The sequence below is a fragment of the Chelativorans multitrophicus genome (assembly GCF_011317445.1).
Taxonomy (GTDB): domain Bacteria; phylum Pseudomonadota; class Alphaproteobacteria; order Rhizobiales; family Rhizobiaceae; genus Chelativorans; species Chelativorans multitrophicus.
The window spans coordinates 1755001-1772671 of record NZ_JAAAPL010000001.1 but is presented as its reverse complement, the minus strand read 5'-3'; the positions used below and the strand labels follow the sequence as shown (position 1 = coordinate 1772671).

The following is a 17671-nucleotide window of genomic DNA, read 5'->3' as shown; positions in this document are numbered from 1 at the left end:
GCCAATGAATTCGCTCGAAGGATCATCAGGCACGGCCATAAAAACCCGATTGTTGAGCAGAGGGCGGGGACGTGCTTAATGGGCTGAAGCCATTCAAGACCTAAGCAGAGAACTGCCATTGCGCGGCATCGGTGAGAAGAAGACAAAGGGCCGGCTGGGCGCGGCCGCTGCAGCCCAGCCAGGAAGCGAGCGGGTCAGGGGCGCGGGAGGCCAGGCCGTTTACCACGCGCTGCGAAAGGCAATTCTGGAGCTTGAGCTCGCGCCCGGCACAGGGCTCGATGAGGTGAGGCTCTCCGAGCAATTCCAAATGTCGCGTACGCCCATTCGCGAGGCGCTGGTGCGGCTTGCGGCCGAAGGGCTCGTTCATACGCTGCCCAACCGCAACACCATCGTTGCACCAATCGATTTCGTGCGGCTTCCTGTCTATTTCGAAGCGCTGACGCTGATGTACCGCGTCACCACACTTTCCGCGGCGCGTCACCATAAGCCGGAGCACCTAGCAAAAATTCGCAGCCTTCAGGCGCATTTTGCCGACTCCGTCCGCCGCCGCAATGCACTCGCCATGATCGATGCAAACCGGAATTTCCATGTGGCGATAGCCGAAGCAGGGGGAAACCACTATTTCACAACGCTCTTTGCGCGGCTGCTCGATGAAGGCCGTAGGATCCTGCGGGTCTATTATTCATCCTTCGATGACCGTCTGCCGAAGCAATATGTGGAAGAGCACGATGCGATAATCGCCGCAATCGAGGCTGGGGATGCTGAGCTCTGCGATAAGCTGGCTACTGCGCATGCCGCACAGATCGTGCGGCAGATTCAGAGCTATATCGTTCGCGATGGGGCGTCCCACATAACGCTCGACCAGCAGGCCTAGCGCCCTGGAATTGGGTGCCACTGGCCTACAGCTGCGATTCCAACATTTGTATCAGCCCGCCGACATCGCCGCGCATCCGGCACGCATCGGTTTTGTGTCGACAAACTAAATACAAGCTAATAAGCTGAAGCATGCGCCGGTTCGCGTTCGAAAGAGGAATGGTATGCAAAAGAGCGACTTCCGCGGCATCTTCCCCGCAATAACCACCAAGATGACGGCTGATCAGCAAGTGGATCTCGACGGCGTCCGGGCGGATATTGCCTTCCAGATCGAGAGCGGGGTGGACGCTGTCGTCCTTTGCGGCTCCTTGGGGGAGGCTTCGAGCCTGACACGCGAAGAGAAGATCGCCATCGCCAAGGCTGCGAAGGAGGAGGCGAGGGGGCTCGTGCCGATTATCCTAACAATCGCGGAGGATTCGACGGCTGCGGGTGCATCGCTCGCTGCAGAGGCCGAAAAGATCGGGGTCGACGGCCTCATGGTGCTGCCGGCTATGCGCTATCTCGCCGACGACCGCGAAGTGGTGACGCACTACCGCGCCGTGGCGGCCGCCTCGAACCTGCCGATCATCGTCTATAACAACCCGCTTGCCTACGGCATCAACATCACAACTGCGATGCTGAAGGAGATGGCGGACGAAGCCAAATTCGTCGCCATTAAGGAATCCACCGGCGATACGCGGCGCATCAACGAGACCATCAACGCGCTTGGCGACCGTTATCAGCTTTTGACCGGCGTGGACGATCTGGCGCTGGAAAGCCTGGTCCTCGGCTGCTCCGGCTGGATAGCAGGCCTGGTCGTAGCCTTCCCGAAGGAGACGGTTGCGATATACAAGCTCGTGGAAGAGGGCCGTCTCAAAGAGGCGCTGGAGATCTACCGATGGTTCCTGCCGTTGCTCCACCTCGATATCGGGCCAAAATTCGTCCAGAAGATCAAGCTTTGCGAGCACATCGTGCGCGGCACCTCACCGGTGGTGCGCCAGCCGCGCCTTCAACTTATCGGGCAGGAAGAGGCGGAGGTCCGCGCTGTGGTGGAGACAGGGCTCAGGAACCGTCCCGATCTGGGCAGATACGGCTTATAACGCCAAGAATCGTCACCCATTCGGCTCGAGTAGCAAGATCCCGTATTTGGGGTCAGGCGCAGCTGCGCAGAGGCGAGAGACGCTGACGAGCGCCAAAGCCGTCCCCTATTTTCCGATAAGCGTCAGATAAGTCCTCGGAACCGCGGGATAGAGTCCCGCTCGAATGGTTGCCCAGCAACGAACGCGATGCATCGGCTCTGAATGCACTGCGTCCGGCGCGTTGTTTACGTTATTCGGGTGATGGATGCCGCCTTTTGTGGGCCGTGCATATGCGGCTCGTTCTGCAGGGTTGATCTGTATTTCTTATGCGTTTATAAGCCGGCGCGTTCGTAAACATAGTTAAGAGAGGTTTTCATGCGATCCATTTTATCCCTTGCGTTTATCGGCCTGTTCGGCACTTCTGCTGGCTTTGCCGCGGACGCCATCATTCAACGGGACGATCCAGTCCCGGTGGCGCCTGTGGTCGCAGCTCCGGCCAAGTCCTATGACTGGAGCGGCATTTATCTTGGTGTTGACGGCGGCTATAAGTGGAACAGCCTTAAGTTTGATCCCAATTCCGTCGCCAAGAAGGCAGGCATCAAAGGTGATGCCTTCAAGATGAACAGTACCTTCGGTGGTGTTTATCTGGGGTACAACTATCAGATCGATAACTGGGTTATCGGCGCGGAAGGGGACGCTCAACTCTATTTCGGTGGTAAAGACAAGGCCGCGGCCTCCGGGAACGGCCGTTTCGCAGCATCCAGGGGATTCGGATCGGCGCGTGTGCGTCTCGGCTATGCGATGGATCGCTTCCTGCCCTATGTCACCGGCGGTGCCGCCTTCGAGAACCTGGAAATCTCCTCAAAAAAGGATGGTAAAGTCGTTGCTCGGGATAACAAGACTAGAGTGGGTTATACGCTCGGCGCGGGTCTTGATTACGCCATAACCGAAAAATGGATCGGCAAGGTCGAGTACCAGTTTATGGATTTCGGAAAGAAGTCTTACGATCTCGATATTGGATCGGCTGATTTGAGCTCGCATTCGCACACAATGCGGGTTGGTTTGTCCTATAAGTTCTAGAGCCTAGCATATCCGCGAAGAGGCCCACCTGCCTCTTTGCGGATATTTCTTCACCGGCGTAGATGTTCTAAAACATTTATCATGCTGACGCCGACCGCTATCACCAAATCTCATCAGGCGGCTGGGTGCTCGGCATCGGCTTCGCGTAATAAGTGGTAAACTTTCCGCTTGCCAAACGCGATGCTTTCTTCCAGCGAAAGCCCGCGCGCCAAGGCGGCGGCGATGGAACTGGCGAGCGCGCAACCCGTGCCGCGCATCCGGCTATCAAGCCGCGGCGCTTCGAAGCGTTCCGGCGCATGGCCTCGACGCAGCAGAATATCTGTCGAATTTCGTTTATCCGGCGCATGCCCGCCCTTCACGAGCAGGGCGTGACACCCGCTTGCAAGGAGCAAGTTGCCTTGATCAAGCGCCTCTTCCTCACTCCCTGCGGTCACCGTGGCAGCGAGAATGGCAAGCTCCAGCCAATTGGGCGTGACGAGGCGGCAGAGCGGTAGAAGTTCACGCTTCAGCACGGCAATCCCTGCTTCTTCCATGAGCCGTCCTCCAGAGGAGGAGGCGAGCACGGGATCGAGGACGACGGGAATCGGCAGATGCCTGCGGAGAACGGTCGAGACTGCCTCCACTATGTCGCTCGTCCCGAGCATGCCGATCTTGATCGCGTCTATGGGCTCTGCTTCCAGCGCAGCTTCCATCTGCGCCGAAACGAGCGAAGGCGACATGGGTTCAACCGCCGCCACGCGACTATGCGTCTGCGCCGTCACGGCGGTAATGGCGAGCGCTGCGTTAACGCCCAGGCTGGCAAGGACTTCGATGTCGCGGCCGATTCCTGCTCCTCCGGAGGAATCAGAGCCGGCGACGACAAGCACATGCGGCCTGACACTCATGCTCGGCTTTTTTCCCTCCATGATGCGGTCGCCTCTAACCATTCCCGTGTGCGCGCCTCGGGGTTGGAATTGCGCAATATGTCCGTCACCACGGCCGCCGAATCCGCGCCGCGCTCGAAAACGCCGGGGATGCGCTCCGGCGTCAGGCCGCCGATGGCGACGAGCGGCACTGGGGCTACGCGTTCCTTCCATTCGGCGATACGGTCGAGCCCTTGCGGCTCCCATTTCATCTTCTTGAGGATGGTTGGGTAGATCGGCCCGAGCGCGATATAGTCGGGTTCGGCCTTCAGCGCTGTCGCAAGTTCCGTGTGGTCATGCGTGCTGATCCCAAATTTCAGCCCCGCCCGCTTGATCGCGGCAAGGTCGGCGGTCGCCAAATCCTCCTGGCCCAGATGGACGAAGTCGCAGCCCTCCTCGATGGCGAGCTGCCAGTAATCGTTCACGATGAGCTGGCAATCATGCCCTGCGCATATTTTTCTCGCGCGGCGGATTTCCGCCCGGAGCTCTGCTTCGTCAATTTCCTTGATGCGAAGTTGCAGCAGCTTTACGCCAAGTGGCACGAGGCGCTCGATCCAGGCTGCAGAATCGACGATGAGATAAAACGGGTCGAGCCTCATGAGAACACCGCCTTGCCGATCACGGGCGTGGAAGGCACGGCCATGTCGCGCGGCTCCAATATGCCGGCGCCGTAGGCCGCATGTCCCGCCTCCACCGCTTGCGCGAAGGCGATGGCCATGGCGGCGGGGTTCCCTGCCTTGGCGACCGCCGTATTGAGCAGTACGCCGTCGAAGCCCAGTTCCATCACGGCTGCGGCATGCGAAGGCCGCCCGAGCCCGGCGTCGACAATCAGCGACGTGTCCGGAAAATGTGCTCGGTAGGCGCGCAGCGCGTCGAGATTGACCGGACCCTTGGCCGAGCCGATCGGTGCGCACCAGGGCATCAGCACTTCGCAGCCCGCCTCGATCAGCCGCTCGCCCACGACGAGGTCCTCGGTCGTGTAAGGGAAGACGGCAAAGCCATCCTCGGTGAGGATGCGCGCGGCTTCCACTAGGCCGAAAACATCGGGCTGCAGCGTGTCGTGATGGCCGATCACCTCAAGCTTGATCCAGTTCGTCCCGAACACTTCCCGCGCCATTTTGGCCGTGGTCACCGCTTCCTTGACCGTGTGGCAACCCGCCGTGTTGGGCAGCACGCGCAGGCCGAGCTCGCGGACAAGCGACCAGAAGCGACCACCCGTTTCCCCCTGAATGCCCTCGCGCCGCAACGATACGGTGACAACCGACGCACCGGAAGACTTCGCTGCTTCCGAAAGGATGGCGGGCGAGGGATATTGCGCGGTGCCCAGCAGCAGGCGGGAGGAAAGTTCGGTTCCATAGACGGTGAGCGGCATTTTTAGCCTCCTTGCCTGGGCGTCAGGATTTCCACGCGGTCGCCCTCGGAAAGCCTGACTTCGTTGCGCTCGCTGCCTGGCACGAATTCGGAATTGATGGCCGTCGCGAACCAGTTTCCCGTGTGGCCGAGTTCGGTCATCAGTTCGGAAAGTGTCCGTGCCTGGCTCTCAAGCGCTTGCCCGTTCACGATGAGCTTCATTGCGATGCGCCTCGTTGGAGATGATCAGTTCGGCGGCCTGCCGCGCAACCGCCGGCGCCAGGAGAAAACCGTGACGATGGAAGCCGTTGACGAAGAGCGTATCGCCACGCCGCTCGATCTTCGGCAGGTTATTAGGGAAGGCCGGGCGTATGCCTGCCGCGGCTTCCAGGATGCGCGCCTCGCCAAAGGCCGGGTGCAGCGTATAGGCGGCGTTGAGCAGTTCCATCATAGAGCGTGCCGTGACCGGCCCATCGTCCGCACTCTCCACCATGGTTGCGCCAACCATGAAACGGCCATCGCCGCGCGGCACCACATAGACGGGGAAGCGCGGATGGATGAGCCGTACCGGGCGGTACAGCTTCACGTCACGGGTTTCCAGATAGAGCATTTCGCCGCGCACGCCGCGAAGTTCGGAGAGAGTGGCTGCCGCGGCAAAGCCGGTGCAATCCACGACATGGTCGAAACGCTGGGGAGCCGCCGTGCAATCGAACAGGAATCGCACACCCAATGCTTCCAGCTTGGCATGGAGCCGGTCCAACGCCCCGCGCGGATCAAGATGCGCTTCCGCGGCGAAGAAAAGGCCGGTGCGGAACCGTCCGGCAATGTCGGGCTCCAGTGCTTCGATTTCTTCCGCGCCGAGATGCACGTACCCCTCGGTACGGACAGCAAAGCGGCGGAGTTCGGTCGCATCACGCGGCGGAGCCACCACCAGCGTGCCGTTGAAGCTCACCGTACCGGGTAGTACCGTTTCCCACCACCGCGCGGCATGCTCTCCGAGCCGGATGACCTCCTCCTCGGCGCTCTCCCGCTCGCAGTATGGCGCGAGCATTCCGCCGGCGAGCCAGGACGCTCCGCCGCCCACGGAGGCGCTCTTTTCGATGACGGTGATTTCGCCGCCGCGCGCCGCCAGCTCATGCGCCGTCGCCAGCCCCGCCACGCCCGCACCTTTGATGAGGATGCGCATCAGGGGGTCCTCGCGCAGATGGAGGGTTCGAATAAAGCGGGCAAGACGGGTAGGATTGTGCTCTTGCGCACCCCCCTCTGTCCTGCCGGACATCTCCCCCTCAAGGGGGGAGATTGGCAGTCATCAAAGCTTTCGCCAACCGGCAGCGATGCAGAAAGAGGCGCGACCCACACCGCCGGCCCAATCTCCCCCCTTGAGGGGGAGATGCCCGGCCGGGCAGAGGGGGGTATAAGGCCACCGGCTTTCCCAAGCATAGCAAATCCACCTGTCCTCAAGCGCCCTGCGTCTCTGCCGTCTCCTCCACAGCCACATACAAATCCCCGCCCTCGCGGTACTTCTCGGCCATTGCGGCCATGCCTTCCTTCTGCGCCTCGGCCCGAATGTCGTGCGAGATCCGCATGGAGCAGAATTTCGGGCCGCACATGGAGCAGAAATGCGCCACTTTATGCGCCTCCTTGGGCAGGGTCTCATCATGTAGCGCGCGCGCCGTTTCGGGGTCGAGCGAGAGGTTGAACTGGTCCTCCCAGCGGAATTCGAAACGGGCGCGCGACAACGCGTCGTCCCTCACCTTGGCCGCCGGGTGGCCCTTGGCCAGGTCAGCGGCGTGCGCCGCGATCTTGTAAGTGATGACGCCGGTCTTCACGTCATCACGGTCGGGCAGGCCCAGATGCTCCTTGGGGGTCACGTAACAGAGCATGGCCGTTCCGAACCAGCCGATCATTGCGGCGCCGATGGCCGAAGTGATGTGGTCGTAGCCCGGCGCGATGTCGGTTGTGAGCGGCCCGAGCGTATAGAATGGCGCCTCGCCGCAGATCTCGAGCTGCTTGTCCATGTTCTCCTTGATCTTGTGCATGGGAACATGGCCGGGTCCCTCGATCATCACCTGGCAATCCTTGGCCCAGGCGATTTTCGTCAGCTCGCCCAGCGTCTCCAACTCGGCAAATTGCGCTGCGTCATTGGCATCCGCGATCGAGCCGGGGCGAAGTCCGTCGCCCAGCGAGAAGGAGACGTCATAGGCGCGGCAGATGTCGCAGATCTCCGCGAAATGCTCGTAGAGAAAGCTCTCCTTATGGTGAGCGAGGCACCACTTCGCCATGATGGACCCGCCACGCGAGACAATGCCCGTTACGCGGTTCACCGTCAGCGGCACATAGTGGAGCCTGACACCGGCATGGATGGTGAAATAATCCACGCCCTGCTCGGCCTGCTCGATAAGCGTATCGCGGAAGACCTCCCAGGTGAGCTCCTCGGCAATGCCGCCCACCTTCTCCAGCGCCTGATAGATCGGCACCGTACCGATGGGTACGGGGGAATTGCGGATGATCCATTCACGGATATTGTGGATGTTGCGGCCGGTCGAAAGATCCATAACCGTGTCCGCGCCCCATCGCGTTGCCCAGACCAGCTTTTCCACCTCCTCGGCCATGGAGGAGGTGACAGCGGAATTGCCGATATTGGCGTTGATCTTGGTCAGGAAATTGCGGCCGATGATCATCGGCTCGGATTCGGGGTGGTTGATATTGGCTGGAATGATGGCCCGCCCGCGCGCCACCTCGTCTCGCACGAACTCCGGCGTCACATAGTCGGGAACCGCCGCGCCGAAGCTCTCACCGTCACGGACGAGCTTTTCCTTCAGCTTTTCGCGCCCGAGATTTTCGCGAATGGCGATGAACTCCATCTCCGGCGTCACAATGCCCGCCCGCGCATAGGCAAGCTGTGTGACTGCCTTGCCGTCCCGCGCCTTAAGCGGACGGTTGCGGACTGGGAATTCAGGCGTCAGCCGCTCGCCCGATACGAAGCCGTTGTCCTCCGGCTTGACGATGCGGCCGTCATAGCGCTCCACGTCGCCACGCGCCTCGATCCAGGTTTCGCGCAGGCGCGGCAGGCCCTTCTCGATGTCGATGGTGACGCTCGTATCCGTGTAGGGTCCGGAAGAATCATAGACCGTAACGGGCGGTTCGCCCGCCGTGGGGTGGACGGCGATCTCGCGCATCGGCACGCGGATCTCAGAGTGCAGCGTGCCGGGCTTGTAGACCTTGCTGGAGGCGGGAAGGGGGCCTGTTGTAATCTCGGGCTTGGGGTTGTTCCGGGCATCCATGGCGAGTCTCTCCGCGTTCGCGTTGGAGACCCAGTTCTTGCCGAAGGAGGAGGGGAGAAGCTTGCCGGGAAAAACGATATTCCCTTTGATCTTACGACCGGGCCCCGGAAAGCCGTCGCACCATCCCTACGCCAGTATGAACTGGATCAGGTTCAAAGGGTCACCGCGCTGCTTGAAGCCAGCGGTATCTCAGCCCGTTGTCCGGGCCCCCCTGGTGATGGTTTGATCTTGCGAGGAGTGCCCTGGCTTGTCAAGCAGCGAAAGCAGTGATTGGCCTCTCAGGCAGGCTGCGCAACCGGCAGATTGTCGATGAGGCGAACTCCACCGATCCACGCGGCAACGAGCAGCCGCGCCGGCCTATCGAGGCCGGAAAGCGGAGCAAGGTCATCCTCTCCCCGCAGTTCGAGATATTCAACCTCCTGATAGCCCGCTGCGAGTATCGCATCGCGGGCATTGGGCAGCACCTCGGCTACAGGCGTGCCCTCCGCCAGGCGGCCGGCGGCGGCAAAGAGCGCTTCGGCGAGCTTCGGAGCATTGCGGCGGTCGTCAGCCGAAAGCCGCACATTTCGGGAAGAGAGGGCAAGCCCATCCGCTTCGCGCACCGTCGGGCAAGCGATGATCTGCGTGGGTATATCGAGGTCTCGGGTTAGCCGGCGCACCACGTGCAGCTGCTGAAAATCCTTCTCGCCGAAAAAGGCAAGGTCGGCCCCGGTCTGCAGGAGCAGCTTCGTGACCACGGTCGCCACCCCGTCGAAGTGGCCGGGCCGGAAGGCGCCGCAAAGGCCCTCGCTCACGCCGCTCACCGAGACCGTTGTGGAAAATCCGTTCGGATACATCTCTGCGCCATCCGGTGCATAGAGCATGTGGGCGCCGAGCGGGGCGAGCTTGGCGGCATCCTCCTTTTCCGTGCGGGGATAGGCGGCGAGATCGCCTGCATTGTTGAATTGTTTCGGATTGACGAACAGAGTGACGATTACCCGGTCCGTGTTCGCCAGGGCCGCGCGCACGAGGCTCAGATGCCCTTCATGCAGCGCACCCATCGTAGGTACGACGCCGACGCGAAGCCCATCACGGCGCCAATCCGCCACCGCCGCGCGTAATTCCTTCACCGTGCGGAAAATTGGGACACTCACGCTGCCTCGCCTCCCTTCACCGGCTTGGGCATATCGCTGAATACATGTTCCGGCGCCGGAAAACGGCGCTGCCGCACATCTTTTGCATAGGCGGCGATTCCGGCCTCGGCGGCTTCCGCCAGTTCCGCATAGCGCTTGACGAATTTCGGGCGGAAATCGGTGAACATCCCGAGCATGTCGTCTACCACCAAAACCTGCCCGTCGCAGGCGGGGGAAGCCCCGATGCCGATGGTGGGGATAGGGATTTCCTTGGTGATCCGGCGGGCGAGCGGCTCGGGCACCTTTTCCAGGACCACGGAGAAGGCGCCGGCCTTGGCCACTGCTTGCGCGTCACGCATCACGCGGTCGCCGTCTTCGCCCCGTCCTTGGACCTGATAACCGCCGAAAGCGTTCACGGCCTGTGGCGTCAGACCCACATGGGCCATCACCGGTATGCCACGGCCGGTCAGGAAGCGGATCGTCTCGGCCATGCTCTCTCCGCCTTCGAGCTTGACAGCCGCGCAGCCGGTCTCCGCCATCACGCGTGCTGCATTGCGAAAAGCCTGTTCCGGCCCTTCCTCATAGCTGCCGAAGGGCATGTCGACGACCATCAAGGCCCTTTCCAGGCCTCGGCGCACCGCTTTCCCATGCATGATCATCATGTCCAGCGTCACGCCCAGCGTGGAGGGCAGCCCGTGCATCACCATGCCCACGCTGTCGCCCACGAGAACCACGTCGCAATGCGGATCGAGAAGGCGCGCAATGGGCGTCGTGTAGGCAGTGAGACAAACGATCGGCGCCTTGCCTTTGGCCTTGGCGATGTCCGGCGGGGTGAAGGATTTCGCTCCTCCGGTTGCACTCATGACTATTTCCTCCAGAGGCAACTGCTGGTGCCGCCATTTCGCACAGTTTTGTGCGCTTGCGAAGAAAAATTTGCTTCACTTCTGCCGGTCAGGCTGCACGGCCGGTTTCGCCGGACGGCGGCTGCTGATACATGCTGGTACAAATCCTTTTCGAACGAAGCAGGACGTAACCAGAGCCGATGAACGTGACGCAGGATCCTCACCAGCGCCATGAAGTCAAGGTTGACCTGATGGCAGTCGTCGCCGCGGTGATCGATAATTGCCCGCGCGCGCTTACCATTAAGCAGGGGAAAGCCCTGCCATCCGGCCCGTTCGAACTCGGCCACCGCTCGCTCCAGGCTGGCCTCCGGGATTGGGTGGAACAGCAGACCGGCCATCGGCTCGGTTACATCGAGCAGCTTTATACCTTTGCCGACCGGGACCGTATGGCGGATGAGCCCGAGCGCGCAATCTCGATCAGCTATCTGGGGCTGACGCGCGACGAGCGCAAAGACGGGCAGGCGCCGCGCGACTGGCGGAGCTGGTATGATTATTTTCCGTGGGAGGACCATCGGAAAGGCCCGCCCGCCATTCTGGCGGATTTTATCCTGCCGCGTCTGAAGGTCTGGGCCGAAGGGCCCGGCGAAGAAGCCGGCGAGGAGCGGTACCATCGCATCGCGGTCGCGTTCGGGCTGGACGGGCGGCCCTGGAACGAGGAGCTGGTGCTGCAGCGATACGAGCTGCTCTATGAGGCTGGCCTGGTGGACGAGGCTTTACGAGGCAGGAAAGGCAGTCACACACCGCCCGTGCCGGGCAGATCGATGATCGCCGACCATCGGCGCATCCTCGCGACCGGGATTGCGCGGCTGCGCACCAAGATCAAATACCGTCCGGTGGTTTTCGAGCTCATGCCTCCCGTCTTCACGCTCCTGCAGTTGCAACGCGCGGTAGAGGCGCTCTCCGGCCGATTGGTCCACAAGCAGAATTTTCGTCGGCTCATCGAGCAGCAGGAACTGGTCGAGGAAACCGGCGAAACTACCTCGGAAACGCGGGGGCGGCCTGCAAAGCTCTTCCGCTTCCGGCCGGTCGTGCTGATGGAACGTACTGCCGCAGGAACAAAATTACCGGTTATTCGGGCTTGACAAGACTTATGCTCAGCGCAAGCATATATATGATATGCTCAATCGGAGCATAATTGGAGATTGTCCATGCTCGATATCCCCCGCACCGACGCGCTTTACGATAAGGTGAAGCGAGTGATCCCGCCGATCGAATGGCCGGCTTTCGTGGACGATATCGAGGCAATTCTCGCGCTGAAGCGCAGGCGCAACGCGGTCATACTGGCGCACAACTATCAAACGCCGGAGATCTTCCACTGCGTTGGCGACATCGTGGGCGACAGCCTGGCGCTCGCCCGCGAGGCGGTGAACACGGATGCCGATGTCATCGTGCTTGCCGGCGTCCATTTCATGGCCGAGACGGCAAAACTGCTCAATCCGGAAAAAACGGTGCTGATCCCGGATATGGGGGCAGGGTGCTCGCTGGCCGATTCCATCACGGCAGAAGATGTGCGCCTGATGCGCCAGCATTATCCGGGCGTTCCCGTGATCACTTACGTCAACACGTCGGCGGCGGTGAAGGCGGAATCCGACATCTGCTGCACTTCCGGCAATGCGCGCGCGGTGGTGGAATCGCTTGGCGTGCCGCGTGTGATCATGATCCCGGACGAGTATCTGGCAAAGAACATTGCCGCTGAAACGGACGTGGAGATCATCGCCTGGAAAGGGCATTGCGAGGTGCATGAACGCTTCACCGGGGCTGATATCCGCGAATTGCGGGAGGCCAATCCCGGCGTGGTGGTGCTCGCGCATCCCGAGTGCCCGCCGGAAGTGGTCGCGGAATCGGATTTCTCCGGCTCCACGGCCGCCATGTCGGACTATGTGGGACGGGAAAAGCCGCATCGCGTCGTGCTGATGACGGAATGCTCCATGAGCGACAATGTCGCGGTGGCTCATCCGGATGTCGAGTTCGTCCGCCCCTGCAATCTCTGCCCGCATATGAAGCGCATCACGCTTGCCAATATCCGCAAGGCGTTGGAGGAGAACCAGCACGTGGTGACGGTCGATCCTGAGGTGGCCGAGCGCGCGCGGCGCGCCGTGGAGCGGATGCTCGCTGTCAAATGAACGGCTTTGATCTTCACGACCTCAGCGGCCGCCCGGTCATTATCGGCGCTGGCCTTGCTGGGCTCGCAACCGCGCTTCATCTTTCACCCATGCCTGTCGTGGTGCTTTCCAAGGCACCTCTCGGCGAGGAGGCATCGAGCGCCTGGGCGCAGGGCGGGCTCGCGGCAGCCATGGGGCCGGACGATGATCCCGACCTTCATCTGGCCGATACGCTCGCCGCAGGGGACGGGCTTTGCGATCCCGACATTGTCGGCAAGGTCGTCCGAGCAGCACCTCGGGCGATCGAGGACCTGGCACGCTTCGGCGTCCGCTTTGACAAGGCAGAGGACGGTCCGCTGCTCCTTGGACTTGAGGCGGCGCATAGCCGCCGCCGCATCATCCATGCGGAAGGAGACGCCACGGGCCGCGAAATCATGCGCGCGCTTGTGGCCGCGGTGCGCCGGACTCCCTCGATCACCGTGCTGGAAGGTTTCGAAGCGCGGCGGCTCCTCACGGAAGACGGTGCCATTTCCGGGGTTGTCGCCGCCGGGCCGGACAGTCCGGTGCTGCTTGCTACCAGCCGCGTTGTGATCGCCACCGGCAGTATCGGCGGTTTGTACGAGGATACCACAACGCCTTTGGGTTCCTTCGGCCAAGGGCTTGCGCTTGCCGCACATGCCGGCGCGGCGCTTCGCGATCTGGAATTCGTGCAGTTCCATCCCACCGCGCTCGATGGGACCGGGCGTCCGATGCGCCTCGTCAGCGAGGCCGTGCGCGGGGAGGGCGCGGTTCTCATCGACGAGACTGGCCGTCGTTTCCTCGAGGGCACGCCGGGCGCCGAGCTTGCGCCGCGCGACGTGGTGGCGCGCGCGGTGGCGTGGCATCTCTCCATGGGCCATCGCGTTTTTCTCGATGCGCGGGGGGCCATCGGGACCAGCTTCGCTCTCCGCTTTCCCAGTATTTACGCCTTCTGCAGAGCCGCGGGCCTTGATCCGTCGCGTGTGCCGATCCCCATTCGCCCTGCCGTCCATTACCACATGGGCGGCATTGCCGTTAACGGCGAAGGCCGCAGCTCCGTGCGCGGCCTATGGGCGTGCGGCGAGGTAGCCTCGACCGGCCTTCACGGCGCGAACCGGCTCGCCAGCAATTCGCTGATCGAGGCGGCCGTCTTTGGCCGTTGGGTGGCGGAAAGCATCGCCGGCGCGGGCGATGCGATGCGCCATCGGCCGGGCTCCTTCGCCATGCCCGGCAGTGCGGATGCTTCAGTCGTGCGTCCGGTCGTCTCGCGTGCCTTGGGCGTCATCCGCGATGCGGACACAATGCGGGATGCAATTGCTTCGCTCCTTCCTCTGGCCGAGCGCAAAGGACCCGCTTCTGATCCCGCGGCGGTCGCATTGATGATGGTTGTCTCCGCGCTGGCGCGCGAGGAAAGCCGGGGCGGGCATTTCCGCGCCGATTTCCCCCGGCGCAGTGAGTATGCGGTGCATTCGCGCCTTACGCTGGCCAACGCATTCGAGACGGCGCGGAGTCTCGTGCCCGAGCCTGCAATCCCGATGGCCAGGAGCGCATGATGAATATTCCTCCGCTTCCCACCGTCATGTTCGAGCCGTTGGTTCGCTCAACGTTGCTGGAGGATCTTGGCCGCGCGGGCGATCTCACCACGGATGCAGTCGTTCCCGCCGGCCTTCATGCCGAACTGACGCTGACCGCCCGCCAGCCGGGCGTTGTCGCGGGACTCGATGTGGCTGCGCTTGCGTTCCGCCTTATCGATCCGGCGATCTCGGTGAAGATCGAGCGGCCCGATGGCAGCGCGATTGCTCCGGGAGATGTGATTGCCAGTGTCAGCGGGCCCGCGCGCGGCCTGCTGATTGCCGAGCGCACGGCGCTTAACTTCCTCTGTCATCTCTGCGGCATCGCCACGGCCACTGCTGGGATCGTCGAGGTCGTCAGGGGCCACAAGGCGCAGATCGTCTGCACGCGCAAAACGACTCCTGGCCTGCGGGCGCTCGAAAAATACGCTGTGCGGGCCGGTGGCGGCTCAAACCACCGCTTCGGGCTGGACGACGCCATCCTCATCAAGGACAACCATATTGCGATCGCCGGTGGTATCCGCCCTGCCATTGAGCGGGCGCGGGCGCATGCGGGCCATATGGTCAAGATCGAGGTGGAAGTCGATACGCTGGCCCAGCTCGAAGAGGTGCTCGCCCGGAAAGTCGATGCGGTTCTGCTCGACAATATGTCGCCCGAGCAGCTCGCGCGCGCTGTAGAGCTGACGGCCGGCCGCGCGATCACCGAAGCCTCAGGCCGGGTAACACGGGAAACCGCGCCCGCAATTGCCGCTTCGGGCGTTGATCTCATCTCGGTCGGCTGGATCACCCACAGCGCGCCGGTGCTGGATATCGGGTTGGATTATCGCGCCTGAGGCGACGAGTTCACTCTTCCTCTCCCGGCAATTCGGTGTCCTCGTCCAGCGTGTCGCGAACCCACAGCTTCTTTACCGAAACGAAGACGACAACCAGGAGCGGCGTTGCGAAGAGGATGCCAAGCGGACCGAACAGCAGGCCGAAGCCGATAATCGCAAAGATGGTGAGCGCTGGGGGAAGCCGCACCATGCGTTGCTGTATGAGCGGCATGATCAGATTGCCTTCCAGCTGCTGGATGACGAGATAAAGCAGCGCCACCCATGCGGCGGTAACGGGACTTTCCGCAAGCCCCACGGCCACCGCCGGTGCAGCGCCGAGAATGGGACCTATCACCGGTACGAACTCCAGCAGGCCCGCGATAACACCAAGGGCGAGGGCTGAGGGTACCCCAAGAAGCCAGAGACCCACCGCAGAGGCTGCTCCGACCAGAAACATGCTCAGAAGCTGCCCGAGCAGCCAGAGGCGAAGAGCCATATAGAGAACGTCGAGCGTTTCGGCGGCCTCGCGGCGGGCGCGCCTTGGAAACAGGAGGAAGAAACCGCGGCGATAGCTTCGCGGGTCGGCCGCGAGATAGATGCCGGCCACCATTACGAGAAGAAGATTGGCGAGACTGCCGAAGATGGCCGAGGAAAAGCCGGCGACATTGGACAGCAACGATGTGCGCGCCATCGATTGCTGTATCTGCTCGACAAGCCGGCCTTCCAAATTATCGATGCCGAAGCGGTCCTCCAAGGCGCGAAGCAGGTCGGGCACGCGTTCGATGAGCTGGCCGAACTGTGCCTGTAGCTGCGAGCCGAGGAGGATCGCAAACCCGGTTATGAACAGGCCGATGGCTATTGCCGCCGCGGCGAGTGAAGCCCCGGAACGCAGGGGTGTATGATGCTCGATCAGGGAAGCGAAGGATCTGGTCAGCACCGCCACGAGGATGGCGCCGAAGGCCAGAAGAAGCAGGTTGGATAGGCTCCACACCAGAAGCCCGGCAGCGACAATGGCGGCGGCCAGCAAGAAGAGGCGAAAAAAGAAACTCCATCGAACCGGGAGATCCCGGGAATGCAGATCGGAGCTGGCATCCTGCTTCATGCTGCGTCCCGCCTGTAACGGAAATCCTTCTGGTAACGGGAAGGGGGAAGGCAGGTTCCGAAGCGGCCGGCCGATCTGGTTTAAGATGTCAGGCCCAGCAGAGCGCCGGCGCGGGCAAGTGCCTCGTCAAAGGTGACATCCTCCACATATGCATGCGGGCGCAGCCACTGGCAGGCTTGCTCGATCCGGGCGTGCTCCGCCTTCACGGCTCTTTCAATGGCGGGGTGGGCGCGAGGTCCTACGCGGCGGCGCGAAGCCAAATTGTAAACACACCGGCGGAGCGGCGTTCTCAATCGCAGTACAAGGAGCCGACGGGAACGCGCCAGCGCCATTGAGTGCTCCACGTCACTGCTCAGCCTCAAGCCCTCGATGATCACGTCGTGGCCGGTGGCGGTGAATGCATCCGCTGAACGGGCCACCTCCACCAAACCGCCATCCGCCTGCCGGATGGTGTCGCATCCCCCGCTCGTGACCTCGTAGTGACCGATCACGACAAGCGGCCGGCCACCGAAAGGGTGGGGGAGACGATATGCAAACGGGCGGCTGCGGCCCGAAACATAAAGACACTCAACCAGGCTGCCGCCGTATCTTTCTCCTGCCTTCCACCCATATCGATAGAGAATTCTGCGGACAAGTTCGGTCTTTCCCGATCCGCCTGCACCTCTTGGGTTGAGAATATTGCCCATGCCATCTCCTTATTTTCGATAGTCGAGGGCGAATCCCGTTCTCGCGCAAGAATTTTCGAAAGTTGCCACCGCGGGCTTTTTGCGGAAGCTGGGTTTGGAAAAGGGGGGTGGACGTCTCGCTTAATACAGACGGGTTGGGACAGACGCTTGTTTTGTGCAGATTGCTCCTTACGATGGGAACCGCGCATCTCGCTCAAAGGTTCGCGTATCGACGCGCCCAAGAGAGGACCTGCCTCATGTCATCGAAGATCATCCAGTCCCTGAGCATTTTCGCCGTCCCGCTGCTCGTCTCCTGCGCATGGGCTCAAGACGTGCGTTCGAGCCTGGAAAGCGAGAGCGGCTCGCTTCGTGTGGAAACCGTTGCGGACGGGCTTTCCAGCCCGTGGGGAGCTGTCTTCCTGCCCGACGGCTCCATGCTGGTGACGGAACGCAGCGGAACCTTGCGCAGGATCAGCGCCGAGGGCGAGATTTCGAGCCCGATCCAGGGTACGCCGGAGGTCGTGGCCCGGGGACAGGGCGGGCTCCTGGATGTGGCGCTCGATCCGCAGTTCGACCAGAACCGCCTGGTCTATTTTACCTTCTCCGAAGCGCGTGGCGAGGGGGCGGGAACTTCCGCTGGCCGAGGCCGGCTGAACGAAGATGCTACGGCTATTGAGAATTTTGAGGTCATTTTCCGGCAGGAGCCGGCGGTTTCCGGCGGAAACCATTTCGGTTCACGCCTTGCCTTCTCGCCGGATGGGCACCTGTTTGTCACGATGGGCGACCGCTTCGACCACATGCAGGAAGCGCAGAACATATCGAACCATTTGGGCAAGCTCG

At 62.1% G+C, this 17671-nt stretch carries 18 protein-coding genes and 1 riboswitch (1 of these 19 cut by a window edge); of the genes, 8 read left to right on the top strand and 10 right to left on the bottom strand.

All coding sequences use genetic code 11. From position 1 onward, the window contains the following. Positions 1–154 precede the first annotated feature (154 nt). The 3 genes from GNP00_RS08550 to GNP00_RS08540 all read left to right on the top strand — a co-directional run bounded on the left by GNP00_RS08550 (position 155) and on the right by GNP00_RS08540 (position 3011). A complete protein-coding gene (locus GNP00_RS08550) occupies positions 155–874 on the top strand; it encodes a GntR family transcriptional regulator (RefSeq protein ID WP_041545507.1) in 720 nt (239 codons plus the stop codon). A 163-nt stretch (positions 875–1037) separates the two neighbouring features. Next, a complete protein-coding gene (locus tag GNP00_RS08545) occupies positions 1038–1952 on the top strand; it encodes a dihydrodipicolinate synthase family protein (RefSeq protein WP_011581893.1) in 915 nt (304 codons plus the stop codon). 354 nt (positions 1953–2306) lie between these two features. Further along, positions 2307–3011: an outer membrane protein gene (locus GNP00_RS08540; protein WP_011581892.1), complete on the top strand. Its 705-nt coding sequence runs from the start codon at positions 2307–2309 to the stop codon at positions 3009–3011. Between the two features lie 113 nt (positions 3012–3124). Here the strand turns inward: GNP00_RS08540 and GNP00_RS08535 are convergent, their stop codons facing one another. The 8 genes from GNP00_RS08535 to panB all read right to left on the bottom strand — a co-directional run bounded on the left by GNP00_RS08535 (position 3125) and on the right by panB (position 10522). Continuing rightward, a complete protein-coding gene (locus tag GNP00_RS08535) occupies positions 3125–3895 on the bottom strand; it encodes a hydroxymethylpyrimidine/phosphomethylpyrimidine kinase (RefSeq protein WP_166015920.1) in 771 nt (256 codons plus the stop codon). Next, complete coding sequence (locus GNP00_RS08530; RefSeq protein ID WP_011581890.1) at positions 3892–4512, bottom strand: thiamine phosphate synthase; 621 nt, start codon at positions 4510–4512, stop codon at positions 3892–3894. The genes GNP00_RS08535 and GNP00_RS08530 overlap by 4 nt, the downstream gene beginning before the upstream one ends. Next, the gene (locus tag GNP00_RS08525) at positions 4509–5285 is read right to left on the bottom strand and encodes a thiazole synthase (RefSeq protein ID WP_011581889.1); all 777 of its coding nucleotides are present in this window, start codon (positions 5283–5285) and stop codon (positions 4509–4511) included. Before GNP00_RS08525 ends, GNP00_RS08530 begins: the two co-directional genes overlap by 4 nt. A gap of 2 nt (positions 5286–5287) precedes the next feature. Further along, positions 5288–5485, bottom strand: a complete 198-nt coding sequence (thiS, locus tag GNP00_RS08520; RefSeq protein WP_011581888.1) for a sulfur carrier protein ThiS — start codon at positions 5483–5485, stop codon at positions 5288–5290. Continuing rightward, positions 5454–6449 carry a glycine oxidase ThiO gene (thiO, locus tag GNP00_RS08515; RefSeq protein WP_011581887.1) on the bottom strand — a complete coding sequence of 332 codons (996 nt, stop codon included), beginning with the start codon at positions 6447–6449 and terminating at the stop codon, positions 5454–5456. The genes thiS and thiO overlap by 32 nt, the downstream gene beginning before the upstream one ends. Positions 6450–6720: 271 nt before the next feature. Beyond that, positions 6721–8547 (bottom strand): phosphomethylpyrimidine synthase ThiC, encoded by a 1827-nt coding sequence (gene thiC / locus GNP00_RS08505; protein WP_011581886.1) that lies wholly within the window; start codon positions 8545–8547, stop codon positions 6721–6723. 105 nt (positions 8548–8652) lie between these two features. Further along, a riboswitch (TPP riboswitch) is annotated at positions 8653–8770 on the bottom strand. 55 nt (positions 8771–8825) lie between these two features. Next, complete coding sequence (gene panC / locus GNP00_RS08500; RefSeq protein ID WP_011581885.1) at positions 8826–9680, bottom strand: pantoate--beta-alanine ligase; 855 nt, start codon at positions 9678–9680, stop codon at positions 8826–8828. Continuing rightward, positions 9677–10522: a 3-methyl-2-oxobutanoate hydroxymethyltransferase gene (panB, locus tag GNP00_RS08495; RefSeq protein ID WP_011581884.1), complete on the bottom strand. Its 846-nt coding sequence runs from the start codon at positions 10520–10522 to the stop codon at positions 9677–9679. The genes panC and panB overlap by 4 nt, the downstream gene beginning before the upstream one ends. Positions 10523–10701: 179 nt before the next feature. Between panB and GNP00_RS08490 the strand changes: the two genes are divergently transcribed. From GNP00_RS08490 to nadC, 4 genes are all read left to right on the top strand, one after another. Continuing rightward, a complete protein-coding gene (locus tag GNP00_RS08490) occupies positions 10702–11643 on the top strand; it encodes an NUDIX hydrolase (RefSeq protein WP_041544769.1) in 942 nt (313 codons plus the stop codon). A gap of 66 nt (positions 11644–11709) precedes the next feature. Further along, positions 11710–12684: a quinolinate synthase NadA gene (gene nadA, locus GNP00_RS08485; RefSeq protein ID WP_011581882.1), complete on the top strand. Its 975-nt coding sequence runs from the start codon at positions 11710–11712 to the stop codon at positions 12682–12684. Next, entirely contained in the window at positions 12681–14234 is a 1554-nt protein-coding gene (locus GNP00_RS08480; RefSeq protein ID WP_011581881.1) for an L-aspartate oxidase, read from the top strand. Before nadA ends, GNP00_RS08480 begins: the two co-directional genes overlap by 4 nt. Further along, on the top strand, positions 14234–15085 hold the full coding sequence (nadC, locus tag GNP00_RS08475; protein ID WP_011581880.1) for a carboxylating nicotinate-nucleotide diphosphorylase: 852 nt from the start codon (positions 14234–14236) through the stop codon (positions 15083–15085). Before GNP00_RS08480 ends, nadC begins: the two co-directional genes overlap by 1 nt. Before the next feature lie 10 nt (positions 15086–15095). Here the strand turns inward: nadC and GNP00_RS08470 are convergent, their stop codons facing one another. Both GNP00_RS08470 and GNP00_RS08465 read right to left on the bottom strand, forming a co-directional pair. After that, the gene (locus GNP00_RS08470; protein ID WP_011581879.1) at positions 15096–16166 is read right to left on the bottom strand and encodes an AI-2E family transporter; all 1071 of its coding nucleotides are present in this window, start codon (positions 16164–16166) and stop codon (positions 15096–15098) included. Positions 16167–16246: 80 nt separating this feature from the next. Further along, positions 16247–16852: a hypothetical protein gene (locus GNP00_RS08465; RefSeq protein ID WP_011581878.1), complete on the bottom strand. Its 606-nt coding sequence runs from the start codon at positions 16850–16852 to the stop codon at positions 16247–16249. A gap of 236 nt (positions 16853–17088) precedes the next feature. On the opposite strand from GNP00_RS08465, the gene GNP00_RS08460 reads away from it, so the two are divergent. After that, positions 17089–17671 carry the 5' portion of a PQQ-dependent sugar dehydrogenase gene (locus GNP00_RS08460; RefSeq protein ID WP_011581877.1) on the top strand. 554 nt of this gene lie beyond the right edge of the window, so 583 of the gene's 1137 nt are visible here — the first part of the coding sequence; it begins with the start codon at positions 17089–17091; its stop codon lies beyond the right edge, outside the window.

What these genes read in the sequence shown, in the direction of transcription:
- GNP00_RS08465 (WP_011581878.1), bottom strand. Translation starts at nt 16,852, where the DNA reads ATGGGCAATATTCTCAACCCAAGAGGTGCAGGCGGATCGGGAAAGACC.
- thiS (WP_011581888.1), bottom strand. Translation starts at nt 5,485, where the DNA reads ATGAAGCTCATCGTGAACGGGCAAGCGCTTGAGAGCCAGGCACGGACA.
- nadA (WP_011581882.1), top strand. Translation starts at nt 11,710, where the DNA reads ATGCTCGATATCCCCCGCACCGACGCGCTTTACGATAAGGTGAAGCGA.
- GNP00_RS08535 (WP_166015920.1), bottom strand. Translation starts at nt 3,895, where the DNA reads ATGAGTGTCAGGCCGCATGTGCTTGTCGTCGCCGGCTCTGATTCCTCC.
- nadC (WP_011581880.1), top strand. Translation starts at nt 14,234, where the DNA reads ATGAATATTCCTCCGCTTCCCACCGTCATGTTCGAGCCGTTGGTTCGC.
- GNP00_RS08540 (WP_011581892.1), top strand. Translation starts at nt 2,307, where the DNA reads ATGCGATCCATTTTATCCCTTGCGTTTATCGGCCTGTTCGGCACTTCT.
- GNP00_RS08545 (WP_011581893.1), top strand. Translation starts at nt 1,038, where the DNA reads ATGCAAAAGAGCGACTTCCGCGGCATCTTCCCCGCAATAACCACCAAG.
- thiC (WP_011581886.1), bottom strand. Translation starts at nt 8,547, where the DNA reads ATGGATGCCCGGAACAACCCCAAGCCCGAGATTACAACAGGCCCCCTT.
- GNP00_RS08470 (WP_011581879.1), bottom strand. Translation starts at nt 16,166, where the DNA reads ATGAAGCAGGATGCCAGCTCCGATCTGCATTCCCGGGATCTCCCGGTT.
- GNP00_RS08480 (WP_011581881.1), top strand. Translation starts at nt 12,681, where the DNA reads ATGAACGGCTTTGATCTTCACGACCTCAGCGGCCGCCCGGTCATTATC.
- panB (WP_011581884.1), bottom strand. Translation starts at nt 10,522, where the DNA reads ATGAGTGCAACCGGAGGAGCGAAATCCTTCACCCCGCCGGACATCGCC.
- GNP00_RS08490 (WP_041544769.1), top strand. Translation starts at nt 10,702, where the DNA reads ATGAACGTGACGCAGGATCCTCACCAGCGCCATGAAGTCAAGGTTGAC.
- thiO (WP_011581887.1), bottom strand. Translation starts at nt 6,449, where the DNA reads ATGCGCATCCTCATCAAAGGTGCGGGCGTGGCGGGGCTGGCGACGGCG.
- GNP00_RS08525 (WP_011581889.1), bottom strand. Translation starts at nt 5,285, where the DNA reads ATGCCGCTCACCGTCTATGGAACCGAACTTTCCTCCCGCCTGCTGCTG.
- GNP00_RS08530 (WP_011581890.1), bottom strand. Translation starts at nt 4,512, where the DNA reads ATGAGGCTCGACCCGTTTTATCTCATCGTCGATTCTGCAGCCTGGATC.